This window comes from Variovorax sp. 679 (assembly GCF_003952185.1).
Taxonomy (GTDB): domain Bacteria; phylum Pseudomonadota; class Gammaproteobacteria; order Burkholderiales; family Burkholderiaceae_C; genus Variovorax.
Genome location: NZ_RXFS01000001.1, coordinates 562,729 through 586,830 on the forward strand (window position 1 = coordinate 562,729; position 24,102 = coordinate 586,830).

The 24,102-nt window shown below is 68.1% G+C and carries 24 protein-coding genes; 4 read left to right on the plus strand and 20 right to left on the minus strand.

Annotation, left to right across the window (positions count from 1 at the left end; genetic code table 11):
• Positions 1–12: 12 nt before the first annotated feature.
• Complete coding sequence (locus tag EJO71_RS02570; protein WP_125946945.1) at positions 13–891, minus strand: amidohydrolase family protein; 879 nt, start codon at positions 889–891, stop codon at positions 13–15.
• Between the two features lie 61 nt (positions 892–952).
• Positions 953–1,816, minus strand: a complete 864-nt coding sequence (locus EJO71_RS02575) for an aldolase/citrate lyase family protein (protein WP_125946944.1) — start codon at positions 1,814–1,816, stop codon at positions 953–955.
• A gap of 74 nt (positions 1,817–1,890) precedes the next feature.
• Between EJO71_RS02575 and EJO71_RS02580 the strand changes: the two genes are divergently transcribed.
• On the plus strand, positions 1,891–2,817 hold the full coding sequence (locus EJO71_RS02580) for a LysR substrate-binding domain-containing protein (RefSeq protein WP_125946943.1): 927 nt from the start codon (positions 1,891–1,893) through the stop codon (positions 2,815–2,817).
• Positions 2,818–2,841: 24 nt separating this feature from the next.
• Here the strand turns inward: EJO71_RS02580 and EJO71_RS02585 are convergent, their stop codons facing one another.
• Both EJO71_RS02585 and EJO71_RS02590 read right to left on the minus strand, forming a co-directional pair.
• Complete coding sequence (locus EJO71_RS02585) at positions 2,842–3,915, minus strand: L-idonate 5-dehydrogenase (protein ID WP_125946942.1); 1,074 nt, start codon at positions 3,913–3,915, stop codon at positions 2,842–2,844.
• Between the two features lie 22 nt (positions 3,916–3,937).
• A complete protein-coding gene (locus tag EJO71_RS02590) occupies positions 3,938–4,891 on the minus strand; it encodes a 2-hydroxyacid dehydrogenase (RefSeq protein WP_125946941.1) in 954 nt (317 codons plus the stop codon).
• Positions 4,892–5,042: 151 nt separating this feature from the next.
• Between EJO71_RS02590 and EJO71_RS02595 the strand changes: the two genes are divergently transcribed.
• Genes EJO71_RS02595 through EJO71_RS02605 form a run of 3 tightly spaced genes read left to right on the plus strand, consistent with a single transcriptional unit; the run spans position 5,043 to position 6,443 of the window.
• On the plus strand, positions 5,043–5,804 hold the full coding sequence (locus EJO71_RS02595) for an SDR family oxidoreductase (protein WP_125946940.1): 762 nt from the start codon (positions 5,043–5,045) through the stop codon (positions 5,802–5,804).
• 4 nt (positions 5,805–5,808) lie between these two features.
• Positions 5,809–6,051 carry a hypothetical protein gene (locus EJO71_RS02600; protein WP_125946939.1) on the plus strand — a complete coding sequence of 81 codons (243 nt, stop codon included), beginning with the start codon at positions 5,809–5,811 and terminating at the stop codon, positions 6,049–6,051.
• A gap of 53 nt (positions 6,052–6,104) precedes the next feature.
• Positions 6,105–6,443: a hypothetical protein gene (locus EJO71_RS02605; RefSeq protein WP_125946938.1), complete on the plus strand. Its 339-nt coding sequence runs from the start codon at positions 6,105–6,107 to the stop codon at positions 6,441–6,443.
• Positions 6,444–6,455: 12 nt separating this feature from the next.
• Here EJO71_RS02605 and EJO71_RS02610 read toward each other — a convergent pair whose 3' ends face one another.
• From EJO71_RS02610 to flhD, 16 genes are all read right to left on the minus strand, one after another.
• Entirely contained in the window at positions 6,456–7,190 is a 735-nt protein-coding gene (locus EJO71_RS02610) for an RNA polymerase sigma factor FliA (RefSeq protein ID WP_125946937.1), read from the minus strand.
• 25 nt (positions 7,191–7,215) lie between these two features.
• Positions 7,216–8,019, minus strand: coding sequence for a flagellar biosynthesis protein FlhG (locus EJO71_RS02615; protein ID WP_125946936.1), 804 nt, complete (start codon positions 8,017–8,019; stop codon positions 7,216–7,218).
• Between the two features lie 10 nt (positions 8,020–8,029).
• On the minus strand, positions 8,030–10,534 hold the full coding sequence (flhF, locus tag EJO71_RS02620; protein ID WP_125946935.1) for a flagellar biosynthesis protein FlhF: 2,505 nt from the start codon (positions 10,532–10,534) through the stop codon (positions 8,030–8,032).
• Entirely contained in the window at positions 10,531–12,633 is a 2,103-nt protein-coding gene (flhA, locus tag EJO71_RS02625) for a flagellar biosynthesis protein FlhA (protein ID WP_125946934.1), read from the minus strand. Before flhA ends, flhF begins: the two co-directional genes overlap by 4 nt.
• Complete coding sequence (gene flhB, locus EJO71_RS02630; RefSeq protein ID WP_125946933.1) at positions 12,630–13,781, minus strand: flagellar biosynthesis protein FlhB; 1,152 nt, start codon at positions 13,779–13,781, stop codon at positions 12,630–12,632. Before flhB ends, flhA begins: the two co-directional genes overlap by 4 nt.
• Before the next feature lie 132 nt (positions 13,782–13,913).
• Entirely contained in the window at positions 13,914–14,555 is a 642-nt protein-coding gene (gene cheZ / locus EJO71_RS02635; protein ID WP_125946932.1) for a protein phosphatase CheZ, read from the minus strand.
• 1 nt (position 14,556) lies between these two features.
• The gene (cheY, locus tag EJO71_RS02640; protein WP_164546721.1) at positions 14,557–14,952 is read right to left on the minus strand and encodes a chemotaxis response regulator CheY; all 396 of its coding nucleotides are present in this window, start codon (positions 14,950–14,952) and stop codon (positions 14,557–14,559) included.
• Between the two features lie 40 nt (positions 14,953–14,992).
• On the minus strand, positions 14,993–16,081 hold the full coding sequence (locus tag EJO71_RS02645) for a chemotaxis response regulator protein-glutamate methylesterase (protein WP_125946931.1): 1,089 nt from the start codon (positions 16,079–16,081) through the stop codon (positions 14,993–14,995).
• Positions 16,078–16,719 carry a chemoreceptor glutamine deamidase CheD gene (cheD, locus tag EJO71_RS02650; protein ID WP_125946930.1) on the minus strand — a complete coding sequence of 214 codons (642 nt, stop codon included), beginning with the start codon at positions 16,717–16,719 and terminating at the stop codon, positions 16,078–16,080. The genes EJO71_RS02645 and cheD overlap by 4 nt, the downstream gene beginning before the upstream one ends.
• Entirely contained in the window at positions 16,716–17,552 is an 837-nt protein-coding gene (locus EJO71_RS02655) for a CheR family methyltransferase (RefSeq protein WP_125947410.1), read from the minus strand. The genes cheD and EJO71_RS02655 overlap by 4 nt, the downstream gene beginning before the upstream one ends.
• 99 nt (positions 17,553–17,651) lie before the next feature.
• Entirely contained in the window at positions 17,652–18,944 is a 1,293-nt protein-coding gene (locus tag EJO71_RS02660; protein ID WP_125946929.1) for an HDOD domain-containing protein, read from the minus strand.
• A 20-nt stretch (positions 18,945–18,964) separates the two neighbouring features.
• Positions 18,965–21,022: a chemotaxis protein CheA gene (cheA, locus tag EJO71_RS02665; protein ID WP_125946928.1), complete on the minus strand. Its 2,058-nt coding sequence runs from the start codon at positions 21,020–21,022 to the stop codon at positions 18,965–18,967.
• 25 nt (positions 21,023–21,047) lie between these two features.
• The gene (gene motB, locus EJO71_RS02670; protein WP_125946927.1) at positions 21,048–21,920 is read right to left on the minus strand and encodes a flagellar motor protein MotB; all 873 of its coding nucleotides are present in this window, start codon (positions 21,918–21,920) and stop codon (positions 21,048–21,050) included.
• A 42-nt stretch (positions 21,921–21,962) separates the two neighbouring features.
• The gene (gene motA, locus EJO71_RS02675; RefSeq protein WP_125946926.1) at positions 21,963–22,823 is read right to left on the minus strand and encodes a flagellar motor stator protein MotA; all 861 of its coding nucleotides are present in this window, start codon (positions 22,821–22,823) and stop codon (positions 21,963–21,965) included.
• A 78-nt stretch (positions 22,824–22,901) separates the two neighbouring features.
• The gene (gene flhC / locus EJO71_RS02680; RefSeq protein WP_125946925.1) at positions 22,902–23,492 is read right to left on the minus strand and encodes a flagellar transcriptional regulator FlhC; all 591 of its coding nucleotides are present in this window, start codon (positions 23,490–23,492) and stop codon (positions 22,902–22,904) included.
• Complete coding sequence (gene flhD, locus EJO71_RS02685; RefSeq protein WP_240651844.1) at positions 23,489–23,857, minus strand: flagellar transcriptional regulator FlhD; 369 nt, start codon at positions 23,855–23,857, stop codon at positions 23,489–23,491. Before flhD ends, flhC begins: the two co-directional genes overlap by 4 nt.
• Between the last annotated feature and the right edge of the window lie 245 nt (positions 23,858–24,102).

Genomic DNA, 24,102 nt, shown 5'->3' on the forward strand with positions numbered 1-24,102 from the left:
TTCATGCTTTCTTCAGAAGCCGAACAGGCGTGCGGGGTTGTCGGCCAGCACCTTGCGTCGCGCCACCGGGTCGGGAATCCAGTCGCCCAGCAGGTTCAGCAGCTCGCCGGTGTCGCGCCCGCCCTCCGGAATGTGCGGCCAGTCGCTGCCCCAGATCACGCGGTCGGGCACCGTCTCGACGATCGCCTGCGCAAGCGGCCGCAGCCGCGCGTAGTTGCCGTCCTTCGCGAGGCGGTACGGCCCCGAGAGCTTGAACCATCCGCGTCCGTCGGCCACGGCGCGCAGCAGGCGGTCGAAGTCGGCACGGGTGAGGCCGTCGCTCTCCAGCATGTAGCCCATGTGGTCGATCACGAAATCGGATTCGAGATCGGGCAGCACCGGGATCAGGTCGCGCACGACCCAGCCCGGCGTATAGAACTGCACGTGCCAGCCCAGCGGCCGGATGCGGCGGATGCTGCGCTCGATGTGGGCATGCAGCTGCGACGTGGGCAGCTTCTGGCGCAGGAACAGGTCGAGCCGGAGCGCGCGCACGCGGCGCACGTGCATCTCGCGCAGGATCTCGTCGGACACGTCGTCTTCCACCATCGCGACGCCGCGCGCGCGGTCTCCCGCCGCGTCGAGCGCATCGAGCATGCAGCGGTTGTCGGTGCCGTAGAAGCTGGGCTGCACGATCGCGAAGCGCTCGACGCCGAGCACCTCGAGCGCGCTGTGCAGCTGCGCGAGATTGCCGTCGGGCAGCGTGTAGTGCGGGTGATCGACGCGGGGATAGTGCTCGGCGGGGCCGAAGACGTGCACATGCGCGTCGCATGCGCCGGCGGGAACCTCGAAGGCCGCGCGGGTCAGGGTCTGCGCGTCGCGCATGGGCTTGGAGGTCAGGATCTCGTGGTTCATGTTCGGGACGAAGGCGGGAGGAAAAAAGGAAAACGAAGAAGTCGGGACAGGAGATGTCCTCTCAGGCCACCTGTGCCTCGGGCTTCTGCGCGGCAACTGCCGCATGGCCGGCCAGCGCATTGCGCACACGCTCCTGCATCGAGGCGAGGAGCACATCGGTGTCGATCCCCGTCATGAGGAAGGGCGCCGCACCGCGCACCAGCAGCTCGGCATTCAGCGCCGCGTCGGCGATACCGCCGATCGACAGCGGCTTGCCGGCGCGCGCGCAGGCCGCGAGCGCATCGTTCAGCGCCTGCTGCACCAGCTGATGGCGGTAATCGCCGGGCACGCCGAGTTCCGCGCTCAGGTCATTGGTGCCGATGCTCACCAGATCCACGCCCGGCACCCGGGCAATCGCCTCGGCATTGCGGATGCCGAGCGGGCTCTCGATCAGCACGTTCACGACCACGGTGTCGTTGGCGAGCCTGTAGGTCTCGGCCGCCGGAAGCCGGCGATAGCCGAACTGCGGCAGCACCGCGATGGCCGAGCGATGGCCGTGCGGCGGAAAGCGGCAGGCGGCAGCCAGGTCGGCGGCCTGATCGGCCGTCTCGACGCGCGGGAAGATAAGGCCGGACGCACCCGCGTCGAGCAGCCGGCCGATGGCGCCGTACTCGCGCTCCGGCACGCGCACCAGCGCCATCAGGCCGAGGTCGTGCGCGGCGGCGCAGATCGCGCCCGCCGCGTCCAGCGAAATGGTGCTGTGCTCCAGGTCGACCCAGATCGCGTGGTGCCCGCTGGCCTTTGCCAGTCGGGCGATGTCGGGCGTGCGCGAGATGCGGATGCCGAAGGCCGTCATCGGCTCGCCGCGAGCCAGCGCCTGCATCAGCGGATGGCCCTGGAAAGGTCGGGGTGCAGGGTGCTCCTGCGGCTTGTCTCTGCTTGTCATGCAGGCATCGTAGGCAGGCTGACTTATATTTGGAAATACCGTTTATCTTCGGTTTTCAATACTCGCTGAATATCATGGAACTGCGCCATCTCCGCTACTTCGTCGCGGTCGCCGAGGAGCTCAACTTCACGCGCGCCGCGCAGCGCCTGCACATCGCGCAGCCGCCGCTGAGCATCCAGATCCAGGCGCTGGAAGAAGAACTCAAGGTGCGGCTGCTGGAGCGCGACAAGCGGCGCGTGTTCCTCACGCAGGCGGGCCGGCATTTCCTGGAACGCGCGCGCGGCATCCTGCGCGACGTGGAAGCGGCCAAGGGCGAGGCGCAGAGCGCGGCCTCGGGCGATGTCGGGAGCATCGCGCTGGGCTACACGGCGTCTTCGATGCTTTCACCTGCGCTGCCGGCGGCCATTCTTCGCTTCCGGCGCCAGCACGCGCGCGTGATCCTGACGCTGAAGGAGATGACCTCGCTCGACCAGCTCGATGCGGTGCACGGCCGCGGCCTCGACGTCGCCGTGCTGCGCCGGCCGAACGTGGAGATCCCGACCGGCATCGTGGTCGAGGAGTGGTACCAGTCGCCGCTGCTGGCCGTCGTGCCGCGCGAGCACAGGCTCGCCGGCAAGCCGCTGCGCATCGCCGACCTGCGCGACGAGCCGCTGGTGATGTATCCGCGCAATGCCGGCATCGGCCTCTACTGGAAGGTGCAGGACCTGTGCGCCAAGGCCGGCTTCAGGCCGCGCATGGTGCAGGAAGCGCGCGAGGCGTCGACCATCGCGGGACTGGTCGCAGCCGGCGTGGGCATCGCGCTGGTGCCGGGCGATACGCGTTGCATCCAGCCGGACGGGGTGCTCTACCAGACGGTGCTCGACAAGGAGGCCGTGTCGAGCCTCTACCTTGCGCACCGGCAGGACGACCCGAATCCGTACGTGGGCCTGATCCTGAAGGAGCTTCGCGCAGCGTTGAAGCGCAGGACGGCGCGAAGCAGCGGGAAGCAGCAAGGCACTTAGCCTCGCCACCACGCCAGAGTACGGTCAGGCGGCTACGCTCTCCGCCCCCGCATCCGTAAAATCGATCAGCACCTTCATCGCCTTCTGCCTGTCGCTCGCCAGCTCGAAGGCCTGGCGCGCCTGCAGCATCGGGAAGGTGTGCGACACGACCGGGGAAAGATCGACGCGCCCTTCGTTGATGAGCTTCACCGCCAGTGCGAACTCGGCATGGAAGCGGAACGAGCCGCAGATGCTGAGTTCCTTCGCCACCACCATGTTCTGCGGAATGCTCACGTCGCCGCCCAGCCCCAGCTGCACGACCACGCCTCGCGGGCGCATCACCTCCAGGCCGTCGCGCAGTGCGCGCTCGTTGCCGGAGCATTCGAGCATCACGTCGAAGGTGCCCTTGTCGGCCGAATGGCGAGCCACCCAGGTCTTGTCCTGCGCGACGTTGATGGTGTTGTCTGCGCCCATGGCGCGCGCGATGGCCAGCGGCTCGTCGACCACGTCGGTGGCGGTGATCTCGGCCGCGCCGTGCGCGCGTGCCGCCGCGATGGCCAGCACGCCGATGGGCCCGCAGCCCGACACCAGCACGCGCTTGCCCAGCAGCGGACCGGCGCGCGACACGCCGTGCAGCCCCACGGAAAACGGCTCGGCCAGCGCGGCGAGGCGCAGCGGCACGTGGTCGGCCACCTTCACGCACTGCGTGGCCTCGCACAGCAGCATGTTGCGGAAGGCGCCCTGCACGTGCGGCGTGCGCATCGCGCTGCCGTAGAAGCGCATGTCGAGGCACTGGTTGGGCAGGCCCTCGAGGCAGAACTTGCAGGCGCCGCAGGGTCGGCTGGGGTTGACGGCCACCTTGTCGCCGATGCGCACGCTCTCGACGCCGGGCGCCACCGCCACCACGGTGCCGGCCACCTCGTGGCCCAGCACCATCGGCTCCTTGATGCGCACGGTGCCGAAGCCGCCGTTGTGGAAGTAGTGCAGGTCGGAGCCGCAGATGCCGCCCATTCCGACCTTCACCAGCACCTGGCCGGGGCCGATCTCGCCGGCATCCTGTTCGTCCAGGCGCAGGTCGTCGGGGGCGTGGATCACGAGGCACATGCAACGCAGACGCATGATGGTTCTTTCTGCTTCAGGTTCAGATGACGGGAGTCACGAGAGGCTGGCCAGCGAAGTGGGCCTCGAGGTTGCGGCGCACCAGTTCGCCCATGGCGCGGCGCGTCTGTTCGGTGCCGCTGCCATGGTGCGGGGTCAGCACCACGTTGTCGAGCGCGGCGAATCGCGGATCGATGCCCGGCTCGTTGAGGAACACGTCGAGCCCCGCGCCGGCGATGCCGCGCGTCTCCAGCGCCTGCAGCAGAGCGCCTTCGTCGACAGTGGTGCCGCGCGACACGTTCACCAGCCAGCCCCTGGGGCCCAGCGCCTGCAGCACCTCGGCGTTCACGATGCCGCGCGTGGCCTCGCCACCCGGCAGGATCACGATGAGCACGTCGCACCAGTCGGCCATGGCGCTCAGGCTGGCGAAGTGGCGATGCGGGCTGTCGGCCTTCGGCGTGCGGCTGAAGTAGCCCAGCTCCACGTCGAAGCCCGAGAGCCGCCGCGCGATGGTGCTGCCGATGCGGCCGAAGCCCGCGATGCCGATGCGCTGGCCGAAGACCCGCGTGGCCAGCGGCATGGCGCCCTTGGCCCAGGCTCCGCTGCGCACGAAGACGTCACCAGCCGGAATGCGCCGCTGCACCGCCAGCGTGAGGCCCACGGCGAGGTCGGCCACGTCGCCGTTGAGCACGTCGGGCGTGTTGGTCACGCGGATGCCGCGCGCGCGGCAGGCGGCGAGGTCGATGGCGTCGGTGCCCACGCCGTAGCAGGCGACCAGCTCCAGCTTCGGCAACGCGGCGATGAGCTCGGCGCTCGCGCCCAGCTCGCCGCGCGTGGCGATGGCGCGGATCTCCGGTGCGTGCGCGGCAATGAAGGCCTGCCGGTCGGGCGCCTCCCACAGGTGATGCAGCGTGTAGGCGGCCCGCATCGGGGCCATGTCCCACTCCGGGTAGGCGCCTGCCATCAGCACGTGCGGGGATGTAGCGGTAGCGGTCAAGCGGGTGTCTCCTGCGTGCAGAGGTTGCAATTCGATCTGATACCGGTAACTTTAATCGACCGCAGCTGATAACGCCAGCGGAGGTTTCACCATTGACTGATTTGATGGATACCGGTAACTTATGCCGCCAGATACGTACTTGGAGCCTTCTTTGAAACTGTTCGATCTTTCCGGGCGCACCGCCCTCGTCACCGGCTCCAGCAAGGGCATCGGCTTCGCGCTGGCGGGCGCGCTCGGCAACGCCGGCGCGCGCGTGGTTCTCAACGCACGCGACGCCGCGTCGCTCACCGCCGCCCGCGACGCCCTGCGCGCCAGGGGCATCGCGGCCGAGGCGGTGGCCTTCGACGTCACCGACGCCGCCGCGGTGGAAGCCGGCGTGGCCGCCATCGAGGCCGACATCGGGCCCATCGACATCCTCGTCAACAACGCCGGCATGCAGCACCGCGGCGCGTTCGCCGAGTTTCCGGTCGATGCCTGGCACAAGATCACCACCACCAACATCGACAGCGTGTTCCTGGTCGGCCGCTCGGTCGCGCAGCGCATGATCGAGCGCAAGCGCGGCAAGATCATCAACGTGTGCTCGGTGCAGAGCGAGCTGGGCCGCCCGGGCATCGCGCCCTACGCCGCCACCAAGGGCGCGGTGAAGATGCTCACGAAGGGCATGGCGATCGACCTCGGCAAATACGGCATCCAGGTCAACGGCCTCGGGCCGGGCTACTTCAAGACCGAGCTCACGCAGGCGCTGGTGGCCGACGAGGCCTTCACCGCCTGGCTCTCGGGCCGCACGCCCGCCGGCCGCTGGGGCGACGTGGAAGAACTGGGCGGCGCGGCCATCTTCCTGGCCTCCGACGCATCGAGCTTCGTCAACGGCCACATCCTGTATGTGGACGGCGGCATCACGGCAAGCCTGTAGCGCCGTGCCGCCTTCGCAGTTGCAGCCATCGCGCCGTCCCCTCGTGGTGATGGGCGTGTCGGGCACCGGCCACTACATGCCCGCCGCCCTGCTCGACAGCCAGTGGCTGGCGCTCGAAAGGCCGGATGCGAGCGAGCCCGACGTGCTGCACGCCGCCATCGACATGCCCGTTGCGCTGATCGTCGCCAACGTCGGCGCGCGGCTGCTTCATCGCCCGCAGGACGCTACGGCAAAAGTCTCCGCCTGACGGCCGCGGCGCTGCCGCACTGCACGCAGACCCGAACCAGCAAGGAAAAGCCCATGTTCATCCGCTGTGCGTTCTTCAAGGGCAAGGTCAAGGCCGGCATGGAAGAAGCCTTCGACCGCCATGTGCACGAGAAGCTCGTGCCGCTGTGGACCCGCTTTCCCGGCGCGCTCGAAGTGCGCGTGCTGCGCCAGCTCGAAAGCGATGTGAGCGACCCCGAGCTGGCGATGGCGGTGGCCATCCGCTGGGCGAGCCGCGAGGACATCGCCCGCGCGCTCGACTCGCCCGTGCGATACGAAAGCCGCGAGGTCTCGAAGAAGCTGTTCGAGATGTTCGACGGCACGGTCTTCCACACCGTGTTCGGCGCAGAGGAGTTCGCGCTAGCAGCGGCCTAGTTGCGGGGCAGCCTAGAGCACGTCCTTCAGCTTCGCCCGCAGCCTGGTGATCGCCTGGCTGTGCAGCTGACACACGCGCGACTGGCTCACTTCCAGGATGGCGCCGATCTCGCGCAGGTTCAGCTCTTCCTCGTAGTAGAGGTTCAGCAGCAGCTGGTCGCGCTCGGGCAGTGCGGAGATGGCATCCACCAGCTGGTGGCGAAAGCCGCTTTCGAGCAGTTGCTCCAGCGGGTCGTCGCTGCTGCGCCGGTCCTTGCGCGCGTCCTGCGAATGGCTGTCGAGGAAGCCGTTGTCCGCGTCGTCCTTCGAGAAGTCTTCCACGTACAGCAGCTGACAGCCCTGTATCTCCTGCAGCAGCGACTGGTAGGCCTCGATGTCCATCTTCAGCTCCCGGGCGATCTCTCCCTCGGTGGGAGCTCGCCCGAGCTTGTGGCCCAGCGCCTGGATCGCCTTCTCGATGCCGCGCGCCGACTGGCGCAGGCCGCGCGAGCCCCAGTCGCTGGCGCGCAGTTCGTCGAGCATGGCGCCCCGGATGCGCTGGCTGACGAAGGTCTCGAACTGCGCCCCGCGGTTGTCCTGGTAGCGGCTGGATGCGTCCAGCAGGCCCAGCATGCCGGCCTGTATCAGGTCGTCCAGCTCCACGCTGGCGGGCAGCTTGGACATCATCTGCAGCGCGATGCGGCGCACCAGCGGCTGGTGCTGCGCGAGCAGGTGCGATTTCTCGATGGTTCCCTGTGCGGTGTACACGGTGGTCCGTCCTTCCTTCCCCGGCTCAGGCCACCACGGCCTGCTGCGGCTCCGCCGCGGGCCATGGCCAACCGTCCATCTCGCTGGCGACGCGCCGGAAGTCGACCGCCGCATGGCTCGCGGGAAATGCCTCGGCGATGGTCTTCTTCAGGCGCCACGCGTCGGCGACCAGCGGATCGAAGCGCACCCAGCCCGCGGGCTGCAGCGACAGCGCGAGGTAGCGGCTTCCGGCGTGGGCGAGGTTGTTCATGATCTGGCGCGCGGACTGCACGTCGATCACACCGTTGACCATGAACCGCATCTGCTTCATGCCGTGCGCGCGATGCAGGTGCTTGATGCCCGCGTACGCCGAAGTGACCGAAGCGGGGTGCGGCTGCAGCACCAGCAGCAGGTCGTCCGCGCCCTGCGCGAGCGCAGACAGCCGGCCCTCGCGATCGAAGGCGGCATCGACGATGACGACGCCGTCGTCCCAGAAACTGCGCGGATCGTTCCCCGCGCCACCCGGCGCACCGGGCGGCGCCGGCAGCACGCGCACGCCGCAGGCCGCGCGCACCTCGGCGCCGTCGAGCGTCAGGCGCCCGCCGGCCACGTCGGCCAGGCTGCCCAGCGGATCGATGTCCCAGACCTCGCAGGCCGAGCCCTCGGCCGGGCAGTGCTCGTCGAGCAGCAGGACGTTGCGGCCCTGCCCCACCAATGCCACCGCGAGATTCATCGCAGCGGTGGTGCCCCCCGCGCCGCGCCCCATGCCGGCCACCGCGACCACGCGCGCCTGCGTCGGCGCGAGCAGGCGCCGGAGGCCGTCCGCCTGATCCGCAACCAGCTTGTTCATTGCGCCACCCTCAATCCTGCTTCTCCAGCTTCTGCGGCTCCCCGAGCGCGCGGGGCGCCTGCACGGGCGCGGTCGATTCGGTGCCCAGCGCATCGAGCAGCAGGAAGAGCTTGCCGACGCCCGCGAACAGCGCGCTGCCGCTCATGGCGCGGCCATTGCGCGCCGGGCGCCCCATGAGCTGGCCCATCAATGCGCGCGCACGGTCGGCCCATTCGCCCTCGGCCTGCAGCAGGCGCCACACGGTGGTGCTCATCTGGCCGGCGATCAGCAGCCGCTTCATGATGTCGGGGTCGCCCAGTTCGCCGATGCCGCCCACGAGCTGCACGCCGTCGCGCAGCAGGCGGAAGCAGGGCTCGGCGTCCACGGCCCAGCCCAGCCATTGCGCGAGCTGGTGCGTGGAAACCTCCGCGCCGATGTTCGACAGCGCGTGCGTCTGCGCCAGCACGTTGCCCGTGCGCGCATCGACCACGCGCGTGGCGACGCAGCGCAGCGCGGGCATCTCGTCGCGGGCGATGCCCGCCGCCATGGCTGCCGCGTTGAAGCGCAGCACCACGTCGGCATGCGCCTCCGCAAGCAGCGCCGCCTTGCCCCTGAAGCGCACCGGTCGGCCCTCGCCGAATTCGAAGTCCATGCGCGCCAGCGTGTCGGGCGAACCCGTACGCATGTCGATCACTGCAGTGGAGCCCGGCGCGCGCGCCAGCCAGCGCTGGCCCGCGGCCTGCCACTGCACCATGGCCTCGACGCCGGGCAGCCGGGTCAGCAGGTGCACCAGCGGCCGATGGCCGAAGTCCTGCTGGCGCAGCCACGGAACCTGGCGCGCGCCGGGCTTGCGCGCGGCGTCATTCGTGCCGCGCGTGGCGGCGGTCGAGAGCCACTGGTTGGGCGCCGACAGCGGCAGGCCCGTGCGGTCGGACAGCAGCAGGCTGCCGTGGCATTCGTAGGCGTCGCCGCCCTCGTTGGAGCGCAGCCCCACCTGCCCGCACAGCGCGAGCACATGAGCTTCGCAGCCAGCGGCCACTTCGCCGCGCGCATGCACCAGCAGGTCCTGCAGCACGGCCTTCTGGCCCGCTTCCTCGTCGCCGGCCTGTCGCCACAGCGCGCGTGCGCGCTCGAAACCGATCTGCGCGCCGGACAGCGCGCTCGCGGTGGTGGCGAGTTCCTGCGCATCGTGCGCCATGGCGCGGATCAGGTTCTGGTACTTCAGGCGCAGCAGGTCAGTCTCGCCCTTCGCCTGCACCACCTGCTGCGAGACGCCCGCCGAAGCGGCTTCTTCCTGCATGTCGCTTTCCGCGGGCACGAACAGCGGGCTGTGCTGGCGCGGCTGGAACACGCTGTCCACCAGCTGCGCGCGGTCGGCCTGCATCAGGTTCTCGGGCACCTTCTGGCCGCTGGAGATGTAGTGCACCGGCAGGCGATGGCGGATCACGGTGTCGATCAGCGCGCCGGGGTGCGTGGCCTCGTCCACCTTGGTGAAGATGCAGCCGGCCAGCTCGTTGCCTTGGCGATAGGCGTGCACCACCTCGTTGAGCGTGTCGCCGTGGCTGGTGGCGTTGAGCAGCAGCAGCTTCTTCACCGGCCTCGGGCTCTGGCCCAGCATGGCGATCTGCTCGGGCACCGCGCGATCGCGCTGGCTCATGCCGACGGTGTCGATCAGCACCATGTGCTTCTCGCGCAGGTCCTGCAGCACCAGGTGCAGGTCGGCGGCGTCCTTCACCGCGTACACCGGCACGTGGAGGATCTGGCCATAGATGCGCAGCTGCTCGTAGGCGCCGATGCGGTAGCTGTCGGTGGTCACGAGCGCGAGCTTGTCGGCGCCGAAGCGCATCACGCAGCGCGCGGCCAGCTTTGCGGTGGTGGTGGTCTTGCCGACGCCCGTCGGGCCCATCAGCGCGTAGACGCCGCCCTGCGCGAACAGGGCGTCCTCGTCCTCATGCACGGGCACGGCGCGGATCAGCTCCGAGCGCACGTAGGCCATGCCCTCGGCGTAGGTGCGGCCGGTGGGAAGCTTCTCGAGCATGGCCTTCGACAAGCGAGCGCTGAAGCCGGCACCGAGCAGCGTGCGCAGCAGGCGGCCGCGCACGGGGTCGCGGCGCTGCCTGTCGTTCCACACGACGCTGGCGAGCTGCTCTTCGATCATGCCGCGCATGGAGTGCAGCTCCTCGAGCACGGTGTCGGCGGGTGCAGCGGCGGGCACGTGGATCTGCACGGGCGCAGGCAGCGGCGCGGGAGCTGGAGCTGGAGCAGTCGGCAAGGGAGCGGGCGCCACGCGAACGGCCGGTGCCGCAACAGGGGCAACGGCTGCCACGGGCTTCGCGGCCGCGCCGCCCTGCAGCACGCCCTGCACTTCGCCTTCGACCATGGCGACGATCTCCACGCCCTCGGCGGTCGCGCGATGCGTGAGCACGATGGCGTCGGCGCCCAGCGCCTCCCGCACCAGTCGCAGGGCTTCGCGGCTGGTGGCCGCGACGAATTTGCGCGCGGTGGTGCGCACGTCGGTCTGTTGGGGGAAATTCAACCTCGTCCTCCGATGGCGGTGGTGATCTTGATGGTTCGGGAATCAGGAATCTCGGCGTGCGACAGCACCTTGAGCTGCGGCAGGCTGCGCCGCAGGAAGCGCGACAGCAGCACGCGCAGCGCGTGCTGCACGACCAGCACGGGCGCCAGGCCCATCTGCTCCTGCCGCACGATGGCGGCCTGCGCCTGCCGCAGCAGGTTGTCGGCGATGCCTGGCTCGATGCCGCTGCTGTTGGAAAGGGCCTGCTGCAGCACGCCGTCGAGCGAGCCGTCCAGGCCGATCACCTGCATCTCGGTGTCGCCCGGGAAGAGCTGCTGCGTGATCGCGCGGCCCAGCGCCAGGCGCGTGAGCGTGGTGAGTTCGGTCGGGTCCTTGACGGTCGGCGCGTGCTCGGCCATCACGTCGAGGATGGTGCGCATGTCGCGGATCGGCACTTCCTCGTCGAGCAGGTTCTGCAGCACCTTGTGCAGCGTGCTGAGCGACAGCACCTTGGGCACCAGGTCTTCGGTGAGCTTGGGCGCGGTCTTGGCGATCTGGTCGAGCAGCTGCTGCACTTCCTGCCGGCCCAGCAGCTCGGCGGCGTGCGTCTGTATGAGGTGGTTCAGGTGCGTGGCCATCACGGTGCAGGCATCGACCACCGTGTAGCCGTACACCTGCGCCTGCTGCCGCAGGCTGGCGTCGATCCACACCGCCGAGAGGCCGAATGCCGGGTCGCGCGTGGGCGTGCCGGGCAGCGAGCCCGTCACCTGCCCGGGGTTGATGGCCATCCACTGGTTCGGGAAGGCTTCGCCGCGCCCGATCTCCACGTCCTTCAGGCTGATGACGTAGGTGTTGGGCTTGATCTCCAGGTTGTCGCGGATGTGCACCACCGGCACCAGGAAGCCGACCTCCTGCGCGATCTTCTTGCGGATGCTCTTGATGCGGCCCAGCAGTTCGCCCTGCTGCGACTGGTCCACCAGCGGGATCAGCCGGTAGCCGACCTGCATGCCCAGCGGGTCGACCATCGCCACGTCGTCCCATGTCGCCTCTGCCGTCTCGGCCGAAGTGGCGGCGAGGTTCGCTGCCTGCGCGGCGGCCGCTTCCTGCGCGGCCTCCTGCTTCGGCTTGCGCAGCAGCAGTCCGCGCCCCAGCCACACCAGGCCGCCCGCGATCAGCAGGAAGGCCAGGTTCGGCATGCCGGGAATCATGCCCAGCAGGCCCACGATGCCGGCCGTGAGGAACAGCACCTGCGGGTTGGAGAAGAGCTGGCCCGTGAGCTGGCTGCCCACGTCCTCGTCGGTGGTCACGCGCGAGACGATCACGCCGGCGGCGGTGGAGATCACGAGCGCAGGAATCTGCGCCACCAGGCCGTCGCCGATGGCCAGCAGCGTGTAGGTCTTGCCGGCGGTGGAGAAGTCCAGCCCGTGCTGCACCATGCCCACCACCAGCCCGCCGATGATGTTGATCACCATGATGAGCAGGCCCGCGATCGCGTCGCCGCGCACGAACTTGCTGGCACCGTCCATCGAGCCGTAGAAGTCGGCCTCCTGCGCAACCTCGGTGCGGCGCTTGCGGGCCACGTCCTCGCCGATCAGGCCGGCGTTCAGGTCGGCGTCGATGGCCATCTGCTTGCCCGGCATCGCGTCGAGCATGAAGCGCGCGCCCACCTCGGCGATGCGGCCCGCGCCCTTGGTGATCACCATGAAGTTGATGAGCACGAGGATGATGAAGACCATCACGCCCACGGCGAAGTTGCCGCCCACCAGGAAGTGCCCGAAGGCCTCGATCACTTTGCCCGCCGCGTCGGGGCCCGTGTGGCCGTTCATCAGCACCACGCGCGTGGAGGCCACGTTCAGCGACAGGCGCAGCAGCGTGGAGAACAGCAGCACGGCCGGGAAGGCCGCGAAGTCCAGCGCCTTCATCGTGTACATGCTCACCAGCAGCACCATCACCGACATCGCGATGTTGAAGGTGAACAGCAGGTCGAGCAGGAACGGTGGCAGCGGCAGCACCATCATGCTCAGGATGAGGATGATGAGGATCGGCCCGGCCAGCCCCTTGAGCTGCGAGCCGGCGAACATGCGCGTCGGCAGGCGCATCAGGTTTGTCATCGCGTTCATGCGTGTGCCGCCGTGTCGACGGTGTATTGGAGTTCTGCGGGAACCGGCAGGTCGGTGGGCGTGCGCGGCGCTTCACCGCCTTCGGCCTTCCAGCGCCTGAGCTGGTAGACCCAGGCCAGCACCTCGGCCACCGCGGTGTAGAGGCCGGCGGGAATCTCGTCGCCCAGCTTCGTGTGCTTGTAGAGAGAACGCGCGAGCGGCGGCGCCTCGAGGATCGCCACCTTGTGCTCCTTCGCGAGTTCGCGGATGCGCGCGGCCACCAGCTCGGTGCCCTTGGCCACCACGCGCGGCGCGCGCATGCCGTTGTCGGTGTACTTGAGCGCCACCGCGAAATGCATCGGGTTGGTCAGCACGATGTCGGCCTTGGGCACCTCGGACATCATCCGGCGGCGCGCCATCTGCTGCTGCTGGCGGCGGATCGCGGCCTTGATGTGCGGGTCGCCCTCGCTTTCCTTGTGCTCCTGGCGAACGTCCTCGCGCGACATGCGCAGCTTGCGGTAGTAGCTCCAGAGCTGGAAGGGCACGTCGATCAGCGCCACGAGGAACAGCGTGGCCGCGATCAGCACGCAGTGCTTGGCCACCAGCACCATCGCATGGGGCAGCGCATAGTGCGCGGGCTGCGCCATGAGCGCCATCACCGCCTCGATGTCGCTCACGATCACCCACCACGCCACCCCGCCGATCAGCGCCGACTTGGCCAGCGCCTTGACCAGCTCGGCCAGCGACTGCGCGGAGAACATGCGCACGATGCCGGCCAGCGGATTGAGCTTGCTGAACTTGGGCGCGACGGCCTCGGAGGAGAACATCCAGCCGCCGAGCATCAGCGGCGCGGCCACGGCCGCGACCATCATCATCCCGAACAGCGGGCCAACGGCCATCAGCGTCTGCAGCGCCATGAGCCCGGTCTGGGCCAGCATGTGCGAGGGGTCGAACGCGCTGGCGCGCTCGAACTGCAGGCCGCGGCGCAGCGAGCCGTCCATGCTCTTGCTGAGCATCCTCGCGGTGAACCACAGGCCCGCGCTTGCGGTGCCCAGCATCACGAAGGTGGTGAGCTCGCGCGAACGGGCCACGTTGCCTTCCTCGCGCGCCTTTTCCAGGCGCCGCTCGGAGGCGGGTTCCGTTTTCTCGAGATCGCTTTCCTCAGCCATTCATGCTCCGAACCAGCACTGGCGAAGTACGCCTTGCTCATGGCCAAATTATTGAATTCGACCCCTCGGAACAATCTGCCGATCAGGGCCCTGATAGCCCCGCAATTCGGCCAATGAAAACGGCTTGCGGCCTCAGAAGCCGAGGCTCTCCAGCAGGTCGTCGACCTGCGCCTGGTCGGTCACCGCGTCGGGGTTTCCGGGCTTGATCTGCGGGCCGTTCTGCAGGCTCTGCACGGCCTCGTGGCGCTTCTCGGGCGCCGAGTTGTCGATGAGCACCTGCAGCAGTTGCGTCTCGACGTCGTTGACCACTTCCATCATCTTCTTGATGACCTGGCCGGTCAGGTCCTGGAAGTCCTGCGCCATCAGGATCTCCATGAGCTGCGTGTTGATCGCGCTGGCGCGCTCCGGCACCTCGTCGAGGTAGCCGCGCGTGTCCAGCACGAGCTCGCGCGCATGGTCGAGCTCGATGGGGTTCTCGAACCACTGGTCCCAGCGCTTGCTGAGGCTCTTCGCGTCGGTGGCGAGCGCTTCCTGCAGCGGCTGCGCCACGTCGATGGCGTTGAGCGCGCGGTGCGCCGCGCGCTCGGTGGTGGCGGCCACGTAGCTCAGGCGGTCGCGCGCATCCGGAATGGCCTGCGCGGCCTTGGCCACCTGCTTGTCGAGGCCCAGCTCGCGCAGGCCGTCGCGCAACTGGCGCGTGAGCTGGCCGATGCGGCCCAGCAGTTCTTCGGTGGTGTTGGCGGAGTCCGCGGCTCCAGATGTGTTCTGGCTCATGTCACGCCGCCTCTTTGGCGAGCTTCTCGAAGATCTTGGTGATCTTCTCTTCCAGCGTGGCGGCGGTGAAAGGCTTCACCACATAGCCGTTGGCACCAGCCTGCGCCGCCGCGACGATGTTCTCCTTCTTCGCCTCGGCCGTGACCATCAGCACCGGCAGCTTCTTCAGCTCAGGGTCGGCGCGGATGGTCTGCAGCATGGTCAGGCCGTCCATGTTGGGCATGTTCCAGTCGGACACCACGAAACCGAAGTTGCCGCCGCGCAGCTTCTCGATGCCGGCGGCGCCGTCTTCCGCCTCGTCGACGTTGTGGAACTCGAGTTCCTTCAGCAGGTTGCGCACGATGCGGCGCATGGTCGGGAAGTCGTCCACAACCAGGATTTTGATGCTCTTGTCCATCACGATATTTCCAGCTCCAACAGGTCGTTTTCCATTTTTCTCAAACTCGGTTCGCACGTTCGCCGAACGTGCGCAGGTGAGTCAGCACACGGCGGCTCACTTCGCCAAGGGGCGAGACGTCGTCCACCGCGCCCAGCGCGATGGCCTCGCGCGGCATGCCGAAGACCACGCAGCTGGCCTCGTCCTGCGCCAGCGTGTGGGCACCGGCGCGCCGCATGCGCAGCAGGCCCTCGGCGCCGTCCTTGCCCATGCCGGTCAGGATGATTCCGATGGCGTTCTTGCCCGCGTGCTTCGCGGCCGAATCGAACAGCACGTCGATCGACGGCCGGTGGCGGTTCACCGGCGGCTCCTGGTCGAGGTGGGCCACGTAGTTCGCGCCGCTGCGCGCGAGCGACAGGTGGAAGCCACCGGGCGCGATGTAGGCATAGCCCGGCAGCACGCGCTCGCCGTGCTCGGCTTCCTTCACGGTGATGCGGCACAGGCCGTCCAGCCGCTGCGCGAACGAGCGGGTGAAGCCGGCGGGCATGTGCTGCGCGATCATCACGGCGGGCGAATCGGGCGGCAGTGGCTGCAGCACCTCGCGGATGGCCTCGGTGCCGCCGGTGGAGGCGCCGATGATGATGAGCTTCTCGGTACTCAGCAGCGGGCTGCGCAGCAGCGATTCCTGCGGCGTGTCGCCGCCGGTGCGGGCGCCCGCGGCAGGCCGGGCGGGCAGCAGGCGCGCGCTGGCTGCCGTGCGGATCTTGCCCGTGATCAGCTCGGTGTAGCTCAGCAGCCCGTCGCGCACGCCCAGGCGCGGCTTGGTCACGAAGTCGATGGCGCCCAGCTCGAGCGCGCGCAGCGCGATCTCGGAGCCGCGCTCGGTCAGCGAAGACACCATGACCACCGGCATGGGACGCAGCCGCATGAGCTTCTCGAGAAACTCCAGCCCGTCCATGCGCGGCATTTCCACGTCGAGCGTGAGCACGTCGGGGTTCGTGACCTTGATGAGGTCGCGCGCGACCAGCGGGTCGGCGGCCGTGCCCACCACCGTCATGTCGCTCTGGCTGTTGATGATCTCCGTCATCACGCTGCGGATGAGTGCCGAGTCGTCGACGCACAGCACCTTGATTTTCTTGTTGACGCTCACTGGTTTCCTTTGTTTTCGACCGCCGGCGCCACGCGCGAGCCGGACAGCCTGCGCAGCAGCTCGCCCTCTTCGTGCTGCACCTGCCGCACCTCGGTCTGCGCGCGCAGCTTGCGCACGATGGCCTTGCCCGTCGCCGGCACGAAGCACACACGGCGCGCATGCGGCCCGCGCAGGTCTTGCGCGGCGACTTCGATGCGCTCGTCGCGCAGATAGCGCAGCACGAAGTCGGCGTTGCGGTCGCCGATGTTGAGCGTGGTCATGTTGGCCAGCACCGCGCCACCGCCGAACACCTTGGCGCGCAGCCGCTCGCGGCGTGCGCCCGCGCGCACCAGTTCGCGGATCAGCACGTCCATGGCGTAGGCGCCGTAGCGCATCGACTCGGCGGCATCGCGCGTGCCGGCTCCTGCCCCCGACTCACCGTCGTCGGGCAGCATGAAATGGTTCATGCCGGCCACGCCGGCTTCCCTGTCGTGAAGGCAGGCGGCCACGCAGGAGCCCAGCACCGTGCTCAGCGCGGTGTTGCTCGACGTCACGTAGTACTCGGAAGGCAGCAGCTTCACGGCCATGAGGCCGACGTCGCGGTCGAAGTAGTGATGGCTGGCCACCGATTCCGGCGCCGCCGCGTTCGGGTCCGTCATGAGGAAGCACCCGGCGTACGCGAACGCGCCAGCTCGTACACGGTCTGGCCCAGCGGCTTGAAGGCCTGGTTGACGAGCGACGCGTTCTCGGAGTGCCCAGCGAACAGCAGGCCGTCGGTCTTGAGCAGCGGCGCGAAGCGGTCGAGCACCTTCTTCTGCGTCGGCTTGTCGAAATAGATCATCACGTTGCGGCAGAAGATCGCGTCCACCGGCTCCTTCACGGGCCATCCGCCGTCGAGCAGGTTGAGCCGCGAGAACTTCACCAGCGCCGCGACCTCGGGGCGCACGCGCACCTTGCCGGCGTTCGCCCCCGTGCCCTTGTTGAAGAAGCGCCGCAACCGCTCGGGCGCGAGCCTGCGCACCTGCTCGGTGGTGAACACGCCGGTGGCGGCCTTGGCCAGCACGGCGGTGTCGATGTCGGTGGCGATCACGCGGGACGAGGCGGCCTTGTCGCCAAGGGCCTCCATCAGCGTGATGGCGATCGAATAGGGCTCCTCGCCGGTCGATGCCGCCGCGCACCACACGGTGACGGGCTGCTTCGCCTTGCGGACGTGGTCGGCCAGCGTCGGGAAGTGATGGGCCTCGCGGAAGAACGAGGTCAGGTTGGTGGTCAGCGAGTTGATGAAGAGCTGCCACTCGTCGCCGTCCTGGCGCTGTTCGAGCCAGTCGAGGTACGAGGCGAAGTCGGGCAGCTGCAGCTCCCGCAGCCGGCGCGAGAGCCGGCTGTACACCATCTGCCGCTTCTGCTCGCCCAGGGCGATGCCCGCGCGGCGATGGATGAGCGTGCGCACGCGCGAGAAGTCGCTGTCGGTGAAGTGGAACTCGGTTGTCACGGCCAGCCTGGAGGGTTGGCTTTCAATGTACATAGCGACCACCGTTTCCAATGGACCGATCAGATGCGCGAATGCCCCGCACTTCCGGCCTCGTTTTCGTCATGGTCCACCCGCGGCCGGGCTGGCGTCCTGCGCCCACACCAGTGCCGACAGCTGCGCCGCGTTGACCTGCGCCGGGCTCAGGAACAGGGCTTCCGACAGGCGCGCGGCCTCTCCGTCGTCGCGCTCGCAGCTCTCGGCGAGCGCCACGAAGGGGCCGTAAAGGCCGCCACGCGAAAGAATGGCCTGCTGCACCGCCTCGGTGAGCTGCACCTTGCGCAGCACGCCTTCCATCGAGACGCCCAGCAACTGGTCGAGCAGCGAGAACATGCCGGCCACGAAGAGGTTGTCGGCCTCGCTGGCCGGCAGCATGCCCTGCCCGACCAGCTCGACGAAGCGCCCGCGCAGGATGGCCTTCTTCATCATGTAGGGCGAACCCGCCTTGTTGCTGGTGGCCAGCAGCAGCGACAGCCAGCGGTACAGCGGCGAGTAGCCGAGCATGGCCACCGCATGGCGCAGCGAATGGATCTCCACCGCCATGCCCACCGCGGGCGAGTTGATATAGCGCAGCAGGCGGTAGGTGAGCGCGGCGTCGTGCTTGAGCGCTGCCTCGATGACGCGCAGGTCTTCGTTGCGCTGGAGCATCTGCATCAGCTGCACGATCAGCAGCGCCTCGGGCTGCAGCGCGTCTTCGGTCTCTCGCACGGGCGGATTGCTGAACGCGCCGTCGACGAACACGCTCACGCGGCGTCCGGCGCAGGCGTCGAATGCGGCCCAGTCTTCCACGCGCGAGACGATGGGCTCCACCGGGGGGTGGCCCAGCTGGGCATCCTGCCGCAGCCGCATCACGGTCTCGGCGTCGTGCGCGCCCACCTCGAAGTGGGTGACGATGGAGCGCAGCTCCGGGTCTTCAGGCAGCCCGGAGGCGCCGCACAGCATGAAGCCGAAGCCCTGCTCGCGCAGGAACAGCACGATGGAGCGCAGGTCGGCGTCGAGCATTTCCTCGGCGCCCATGCACAGCACCACCTGCTGCGGCGGCAGCGACTGCAGGTCGCTCTGGAACAGCGCATCGACCGTCACGTCGACGAACAGCATCTGCGAACCCAGCAGCCAGCCGCCGGGCCCGGGATTGAGGTGCATGGCGAGCGTGTCCGTGAGCGCCTTGACGCCCGCGGCGCCGGACGCCTCGGAACCCTGGTCCGCGGAACGCCATGCCATGCGATAGCCGATGACGCGCCGCTGCGCGTCGAGCAGCATGGCGTAGGCCACGCGACCGTCGGCACCGGCCTCCGCATGCGCGGGTGCTTCGCTGCCGGTGTCTTCGGAAGAGCGACGGAAGAAATCAAACCGCATTCAGCTGTCTCCGTCGTGTGTCAGAGCGCAATGGCGTCCGTCCTTCGGGCCGCGCCCGCGAGTGCGGCCGTGCTCGCGGCCTGCGCGCGCTGGATTCGCGGCATGGCGCCCACATCGATGATGAAGGCCACGCTGCCGTCGCCGACGATGGTCGCGGCGGAGATGCCGGGAACCTTGCGGTAGTTGGTCTCCAGGTTCTTCACCACCACCTGGTGCTGGCCGAGAAGCTCGTCCACCAGCAGAGCGAAGCGGCTGTCGTCGGCCTGAACGATCACCAGGATGCCCTGCGTCGGGTGCGTCTGCGCACCCGCCACGTCGAACACGCGGTGCAGCTCGATGAGCGGCAGGTACTCGCCGCGCACGCGGATCACGTGGCCGTCGGCGGTGATGGAATGCAGGTGCTCCGGCAGCGGCTGCAGCGACTCGATGACGTAGCTCAGCGGCAGGATGTAGGCCTCGCTGCCCACCTTCACCGACATGCCGTTGAGGATGGCCAGCGTCAGCGGCAGCACGATGCGCGTGGTGGTGCCCTGCCCGCCGCGCGAATGGATTTCCACGTGGCCGCCCATTTCCTGGATGTTTCGCTTGACCACGTCCATGCCCACGCCGCGGCCCGAGATGTCGGTGACCTGCTCGGCGGTGGAGAAGCCGGGCGCGAAGATGAGCTGCCACACCTCGTCGTCGGGCATCGACTCGCTGACCGGCAGGCCCTGCTGCATGGCCTTGGCCAGGATGCGTTCGCGGTTGAGGCCGGCGCCGTCGTCGCTCACCTCGATCACGATGTTGCCGCCGTGGTGCTGCGCCGACAGCAGCAGCTGGCCGGTGGCGTCCTTGCCCTTGGCCAGGCGCACTTCGGGCGTCTCGATGCCGTGGTCGAGGCTGTTGCGCACCAGGTGCGTGAGCGGGTCGACGATGCGCTCGATGAGCCCCTTGTCGAGCTCGGTCTCCTTGCCGTAGGTGTCCAGGCGAACCTGCTTGCCGAGCTTGGCGCTCACGTCGCGGATCACGCGCGGGAAGCGGCTGAACACGTAGTCCATCGGCATCATGCGGATGGACATGACCGATTCCTGCAGGTCGCGCGCGTTGCGCTCCAGGTGGCCCAGGCCGCTGAGGAAGCGCTCGTAGGCCACCGGATCGAGCATGGTCGCGGCCTGCGTGAGCATCGACTGCGTGATGACCAGTTCGCCCACGAGATTGATGAGCTGGTCGACCTTCTCCACGTCGACGCGGATCGAGCTGGACTCCTTCGCGCCAGCGGGCGAGCCTGCCGGCGCGGCGGCTGGAGCCGCGGCGGAAGCGGCCTGCGGCTTCGAGGCCTCGACGGGTACGGGCGCTTCGGGCACAGGTGCCGGTGCCGGGGCTTCGACCACGGCGGCCGCAACGGCTTCATGCGTGATGTCGATCTGAGACTCGTCGATGACGAAGCAGCAGACCGCGACGATGTCGTCGGGCGAACAGGTGGTTTCCAGCAGCACGGTCAGCTGGTCGTTGCTGCGCGTGCGCGAGAGCACCTTGCCGAGGTTGCCGAGTTCGCCCGCGAGCAGGTCGCATTCGCTGTCCGACAGGCGCGCGAAGCGGATGCGCAGCGCACCGCTGCCGCCGGCACTGGCCGTTGCCGCCGGGGGCTCCGGGGCGGCCACCGGCGCGGGGGCCGGAGCGGGCGCCGGTGCCGGAGCAGCGGCGCTGGCGTCGCCGCTTTCGAGCGCGAGTTGCTGAAGCACGCCACAGATGTGCGCGACCATGTCCGGGTCCGGCTCCTTGCCGGCCTGGTAGGCAGTGAGTTGTTCTTGCAAGGCGTCCTTCGTTTCAAGGAATGCATCGATCATCCGGCCGGTCAGGCGCAGCTGCCCGTGGCGGGCGCGGTCCAGGAGCGACTCGAGAACGTGCGTGGTGTTGGTCAGGGCGGTGAAGCCGAAAGTCGCGGCGCCGCCCTTGATGGAATGCGCGGCGCGGAATATGGCGTTGAGCTGCTCGTTGTCCGGCGCGTCGAGGTCGAGCTCCAGCAGGAGCTGTTCCATCTCTGCGAGCAGTTCGACGGCTTCGACGAAGAAGGCTTGGGTGAATTGGCTGAGGTCCATCTCTTGAGCTCTTGTTGTTTTGTTGTCACGGCGCCTTCGCGGCCGCCTTGCCGATGCGCATGCCGGCAGGCTCGACGCTGTTCTCGCGCTCGATGCGCTCCTGCGTGCGGTGGTTCAGCAGGATGATGCTGATGCGGCGGTTGATGGGGTTGCGCGGGTCGGCCTTGTCCAGGTGCATGCTGTCGGCCAGCCCGATCACGCGCAGCACCTTGCCGTCAGTCATGCCGCCCGCCACGAGTTCGCGCCGCGAGGCGTTGGCGCGGTCGGACGAGAGCTCCCAGTTGCCGTAGGAACGGTCGTTGGTGTAGACGATGGCGTCGGTGTGGCCCGACAGCGTGATCTTGTTGGGCAGGCCGTTGAGCGCGGGCGCAAGCTCCCGCAGGATGGCGCGCATGTGCGGCACCACGCGGGCGCTGGCCAGCTCGAACATGGGCCGGTTCTCGGTATCGACGATCTGCAGTCGCAGGCCTTCGGTGGTGATGTCGATCAGGATCTGCGAGCGGAACTGCTGGAACACCGGGCTCTTCTCGATCAGCTCGTCCAGCTTCTTCTTCATTTCGGCCAGGCGTTCGGCATCGGCCTGCTCCTCGGCGTCGGCCTGTCTGACCTCGCCCTCGACGTGCATCACGTCGGCGCCGCCGCCGGGAATCATGCTGGTGCTGAGGCTGGACTTGTCGCCGCCGCTCAGCGCCACGCGCAGCGGCATGCGGAAGTGCTCGGCGATGCCCTCGCGCTGCTTCGGGCTGGAGATGGACAGCAGCCACATCACGAGGAAGAAGGCCATCATGGCCGTCATGAAGTCGGCATAGGCGATCTTCCAGCCGCCGCCGTGATGGGCACCACCGCCGCCCTTGTGGACGTGCTTGACGATGATCCGTGGCTTGCCGTCGTCGCTCATGTTCGCTCGTTCGTTCGCTGCTTCACTCGCCGCGCGGGCGCGTCAGCGCGCCTTGACTTCCCGGACGTGGTCGTCCAGTTCGGTGAAGGACGGGCGCTCGGTGGAGAACAGCACCTTGCGGCCGAACTCGACCGCGAGCTGCGGTGCATAGCCGTTGAGGTTTGCCAGCAGCGTCACCTTGGCGCACTGGTAGATCTTCATGCCCTCTTCCACCTTCTGCTCGATCAGCGAGGCCAGCGGCGAGACGAAGCCGTAGGCCAGCAGCACGCCGAGGAAGGTGCCCACCATGGCGTGCGCGATGAGCGCGCCCATCTCCGACGGCGGCAGGTGGGCGGAGCCGAGCGCGTGCACCACGCCCATCACGGCCGCGACGATGCCCAGGGCGGGCAGCGCGTCGCCCACGCGCGAGAGGCTGTGGCCGGGCACTTCGGCCTCGTGGCGGATGGTTTCGATCTCGTGGTCCATCAGCGCCTCGATCTCGTGCGCGTCGGTGTTGCCGCTGATGACCAGGCGCAGGTAGTCGCACAGGAAGACGGTGATGCCCTCGTGCGCCAGGATGTTCGGGTAGCGCTGGAAGATCTCGCTCTGGGACGGATCCTCGACGTCGGACTCCAGCTTCATCATCCCTTCCTTGCGGGCCTTGGCGAGCAGCTCGTACAGCAGTGCGAGCAGGTCCATGTAGAGCTGGCGGTTGTGCTTGGAAGTGCGCAGCAGGAGCGGCAGTTCCTTGATGGTGGCCCTGATGGTCTTGCCGTTGTTGCCGGCGATGAACGCGCCCAGCGCGGAGCCGCCGATCATGAGCAGCTCGACCGGCTGGAACAGGACGCCGAAGTGCCCGCCCATGAGGCCGTAGCCACCGAACACGGCACCTATCACCACGAGATATCCAACCAGAACCAGCACGCGCTTCCCCTATCGCCCATAGGGCGTCGAACCAAAAAAGCCCTGGCCCGCGGTCTTCGCGGGCGGGGGACACTCTTCCTAGACGGCGCCGCCGATCTCCATGCCGGGCGCCACCGCGACCAGCCCGCCGCGGCGCCCTTCAGTGACCTTGCCGGGCTTGCGCGCCTTGCCCGCGCGCGAAGGCGGGCGGCACAGCACGCACACGTATCCGTTCTTGTTGTCGTGCGCATGCGCCACGAAATGACCGCCGCACCGGCAGCAGGTGCTCAGCTGCAGCATGTCGCTGTCGAAGAAGCGAACCATGGTCTCGGCACGCGTGAAGTCGAGCACCACCTCGCCGCCATTGGCCTCGACCTGCTCGGTGTAGAGGCGATAGGCCTTGATGAGCGCGGGCAGTTCGTTCTCGTCCGCCTCGTCGAGCATGAAGCGGTAGATGTTGTAGAACATCGACGAGTGGATGTTGGCCAGCCACGTCATGTACCAGTCGGTGGAGAACGGCAGCAGGCCCTTGGGCGGGGAAACGCCCTTGAGTTCCTTGTACAGGCGGATCAGCCGCTCGCGGCTCAGCGTCACCGCGGCCTCCAGGAACTGCAGGCGCGCACCGAGCCCGATCAGCTCGATCGCCAGCTGGACCTGGCGCACCTCGCCCAGGACGCTCTTGCCGGTCACGCCGCGCTCGCTCCGCGCATCGGCGCCTGCGATTGAGCCTGGGCCTGCGCCTGTCGCGCGGCCATCAGTATCGACATGTGCGCCTGCTGCAGCGCGGGCTCCTTGCCCTCGCCGACCACCGCGAACATCGGGCGGTCGTCCAGCCGGAAGCTGCACAGGAGGAAATTGGAGGCGGCCAGCTTCACGATCTGGCTGAGCGACATGTTCGCCAGCAGATCGGCCAGTTCGCGGCCCACGCCGAGGCGGAACATCGCCTCGGCCCGGTCCTGCTTGACCAGCTTCTGCGCCAGCAGCATATAGGCCAGATTTATCTCGCCGATTTCCCTCGAAATCGCGCCACTGACGGTGATGTTGCAGTTTTCCACGTCTGATCCCATTTCCGATTCAAAGCTCACTTCGTGCTCCTAACAATCGTGTATACATTATATACACAAAGTTTTACATGTTGAAGTGTTTTGTATGACAAGAGGATAAAAAAAGTAGGAGACGTCTGACGAGCTACGCCTGACTTCCCTGTGAAACGTGTGGTTTACAAACGCCAGCCTTCGGAGTAACAAATGTTACTTTGGCAACTTTTTCGGGCTGTAATTTATTCATCAACAACATTGAA

Coding starts and splice junctions, on each gene's coding strand:
- EJO71_RS02570 (WP_125946945.1), bottom strand. CDS start 891: ATGAACCACGAGATCCTGACCTCCAAGCCCATGCGCGACGCGCAGACC.
- EJO71_RS02575 (WP_125946944.1), bottom strand. CDS start 1,816: ATGACAAGCAGAGACAAGCCGCAGGAGCACCCTGCACCCCGACCTTTC.
- EJO71_RS02580 (WP_125946943.1), top strand. CDS start 1,891: ATGGAACTGCGCCATCTCCGCTACTTCGTCGCGGTCGCCGAGGAGCTC.
- EJO71_RS02585 (WP_125946942.1), bottom strand. CDS start 3,915: ATGCGTCTGCGTTGCATGTGCCTCGTGATCCACGCCCCCGACGACCTG.
- EJO71_RS02605 (WP_125946938.1), top strand. CDS start 6,105: ATGTTCATCCGCTGTGCGTTCTTCAAGGGCAAGGTCAAGGCCGGCATG.
- EJO71_RS02615 (WP_125946936.1), bottom strand. CDS start 8,019: ATGAACAAGCTGGTTGCGGATCAGGCGGACGGCCTCCGGCGCCTGCTC.
- flhA (WP_125946934.1), bottom strand. CDS start 12,633: ATGAACGCGATGACAAACCTGATGCGCCTGCCGACGCGCATGTTCGCC.
- flhB (WP_125946933.1), bottom strand. CDS start 13,781: ATGGCTGAGGAAAGCGATCTCGAGAAAACGGAACCCGCCTCCGAGCGG.
- cheZ (WP_125946932.1), bottom strand. CDS start 14,555: ATGAGCCAGAACACATCTGGAGCCGCGGACTCCGCCAACACCACCGAA.
- cheY (WP_164546721.1), bottom strand. CDS start 14,952: ATGGACAAGAGCATCAAAATCCTGGTTGTGGACGACTTCCCGACCATG.
- cheD (WP_125946930.1), bottom strand. CDS start 16,719: ATGACGGACCCGAACGCGGCGGCGCCGGAATCGGTGGCCAGCCATCAC.
- EJO71_RS02660 (WP_125946929.1), bottom strand. CDS start 18,944: ATGCGGTTTGATTTCTTCCGTCGCTCTTCCGAAGACACCGGCAGCGAA.
- cheA (WP_125946928.1), bottom strand. CDS start 21,022: ATGGACCTCAGCCAATTCACCCAAGCCTTCTTCGTCGAAGCCGTCGAA.
- motB (WP_125946927.1), bottom strand. CDS start 21,920: ATGAGCGACGACGGCAAGCCACGGATCATCGTCAAGCACGTCCACAAG.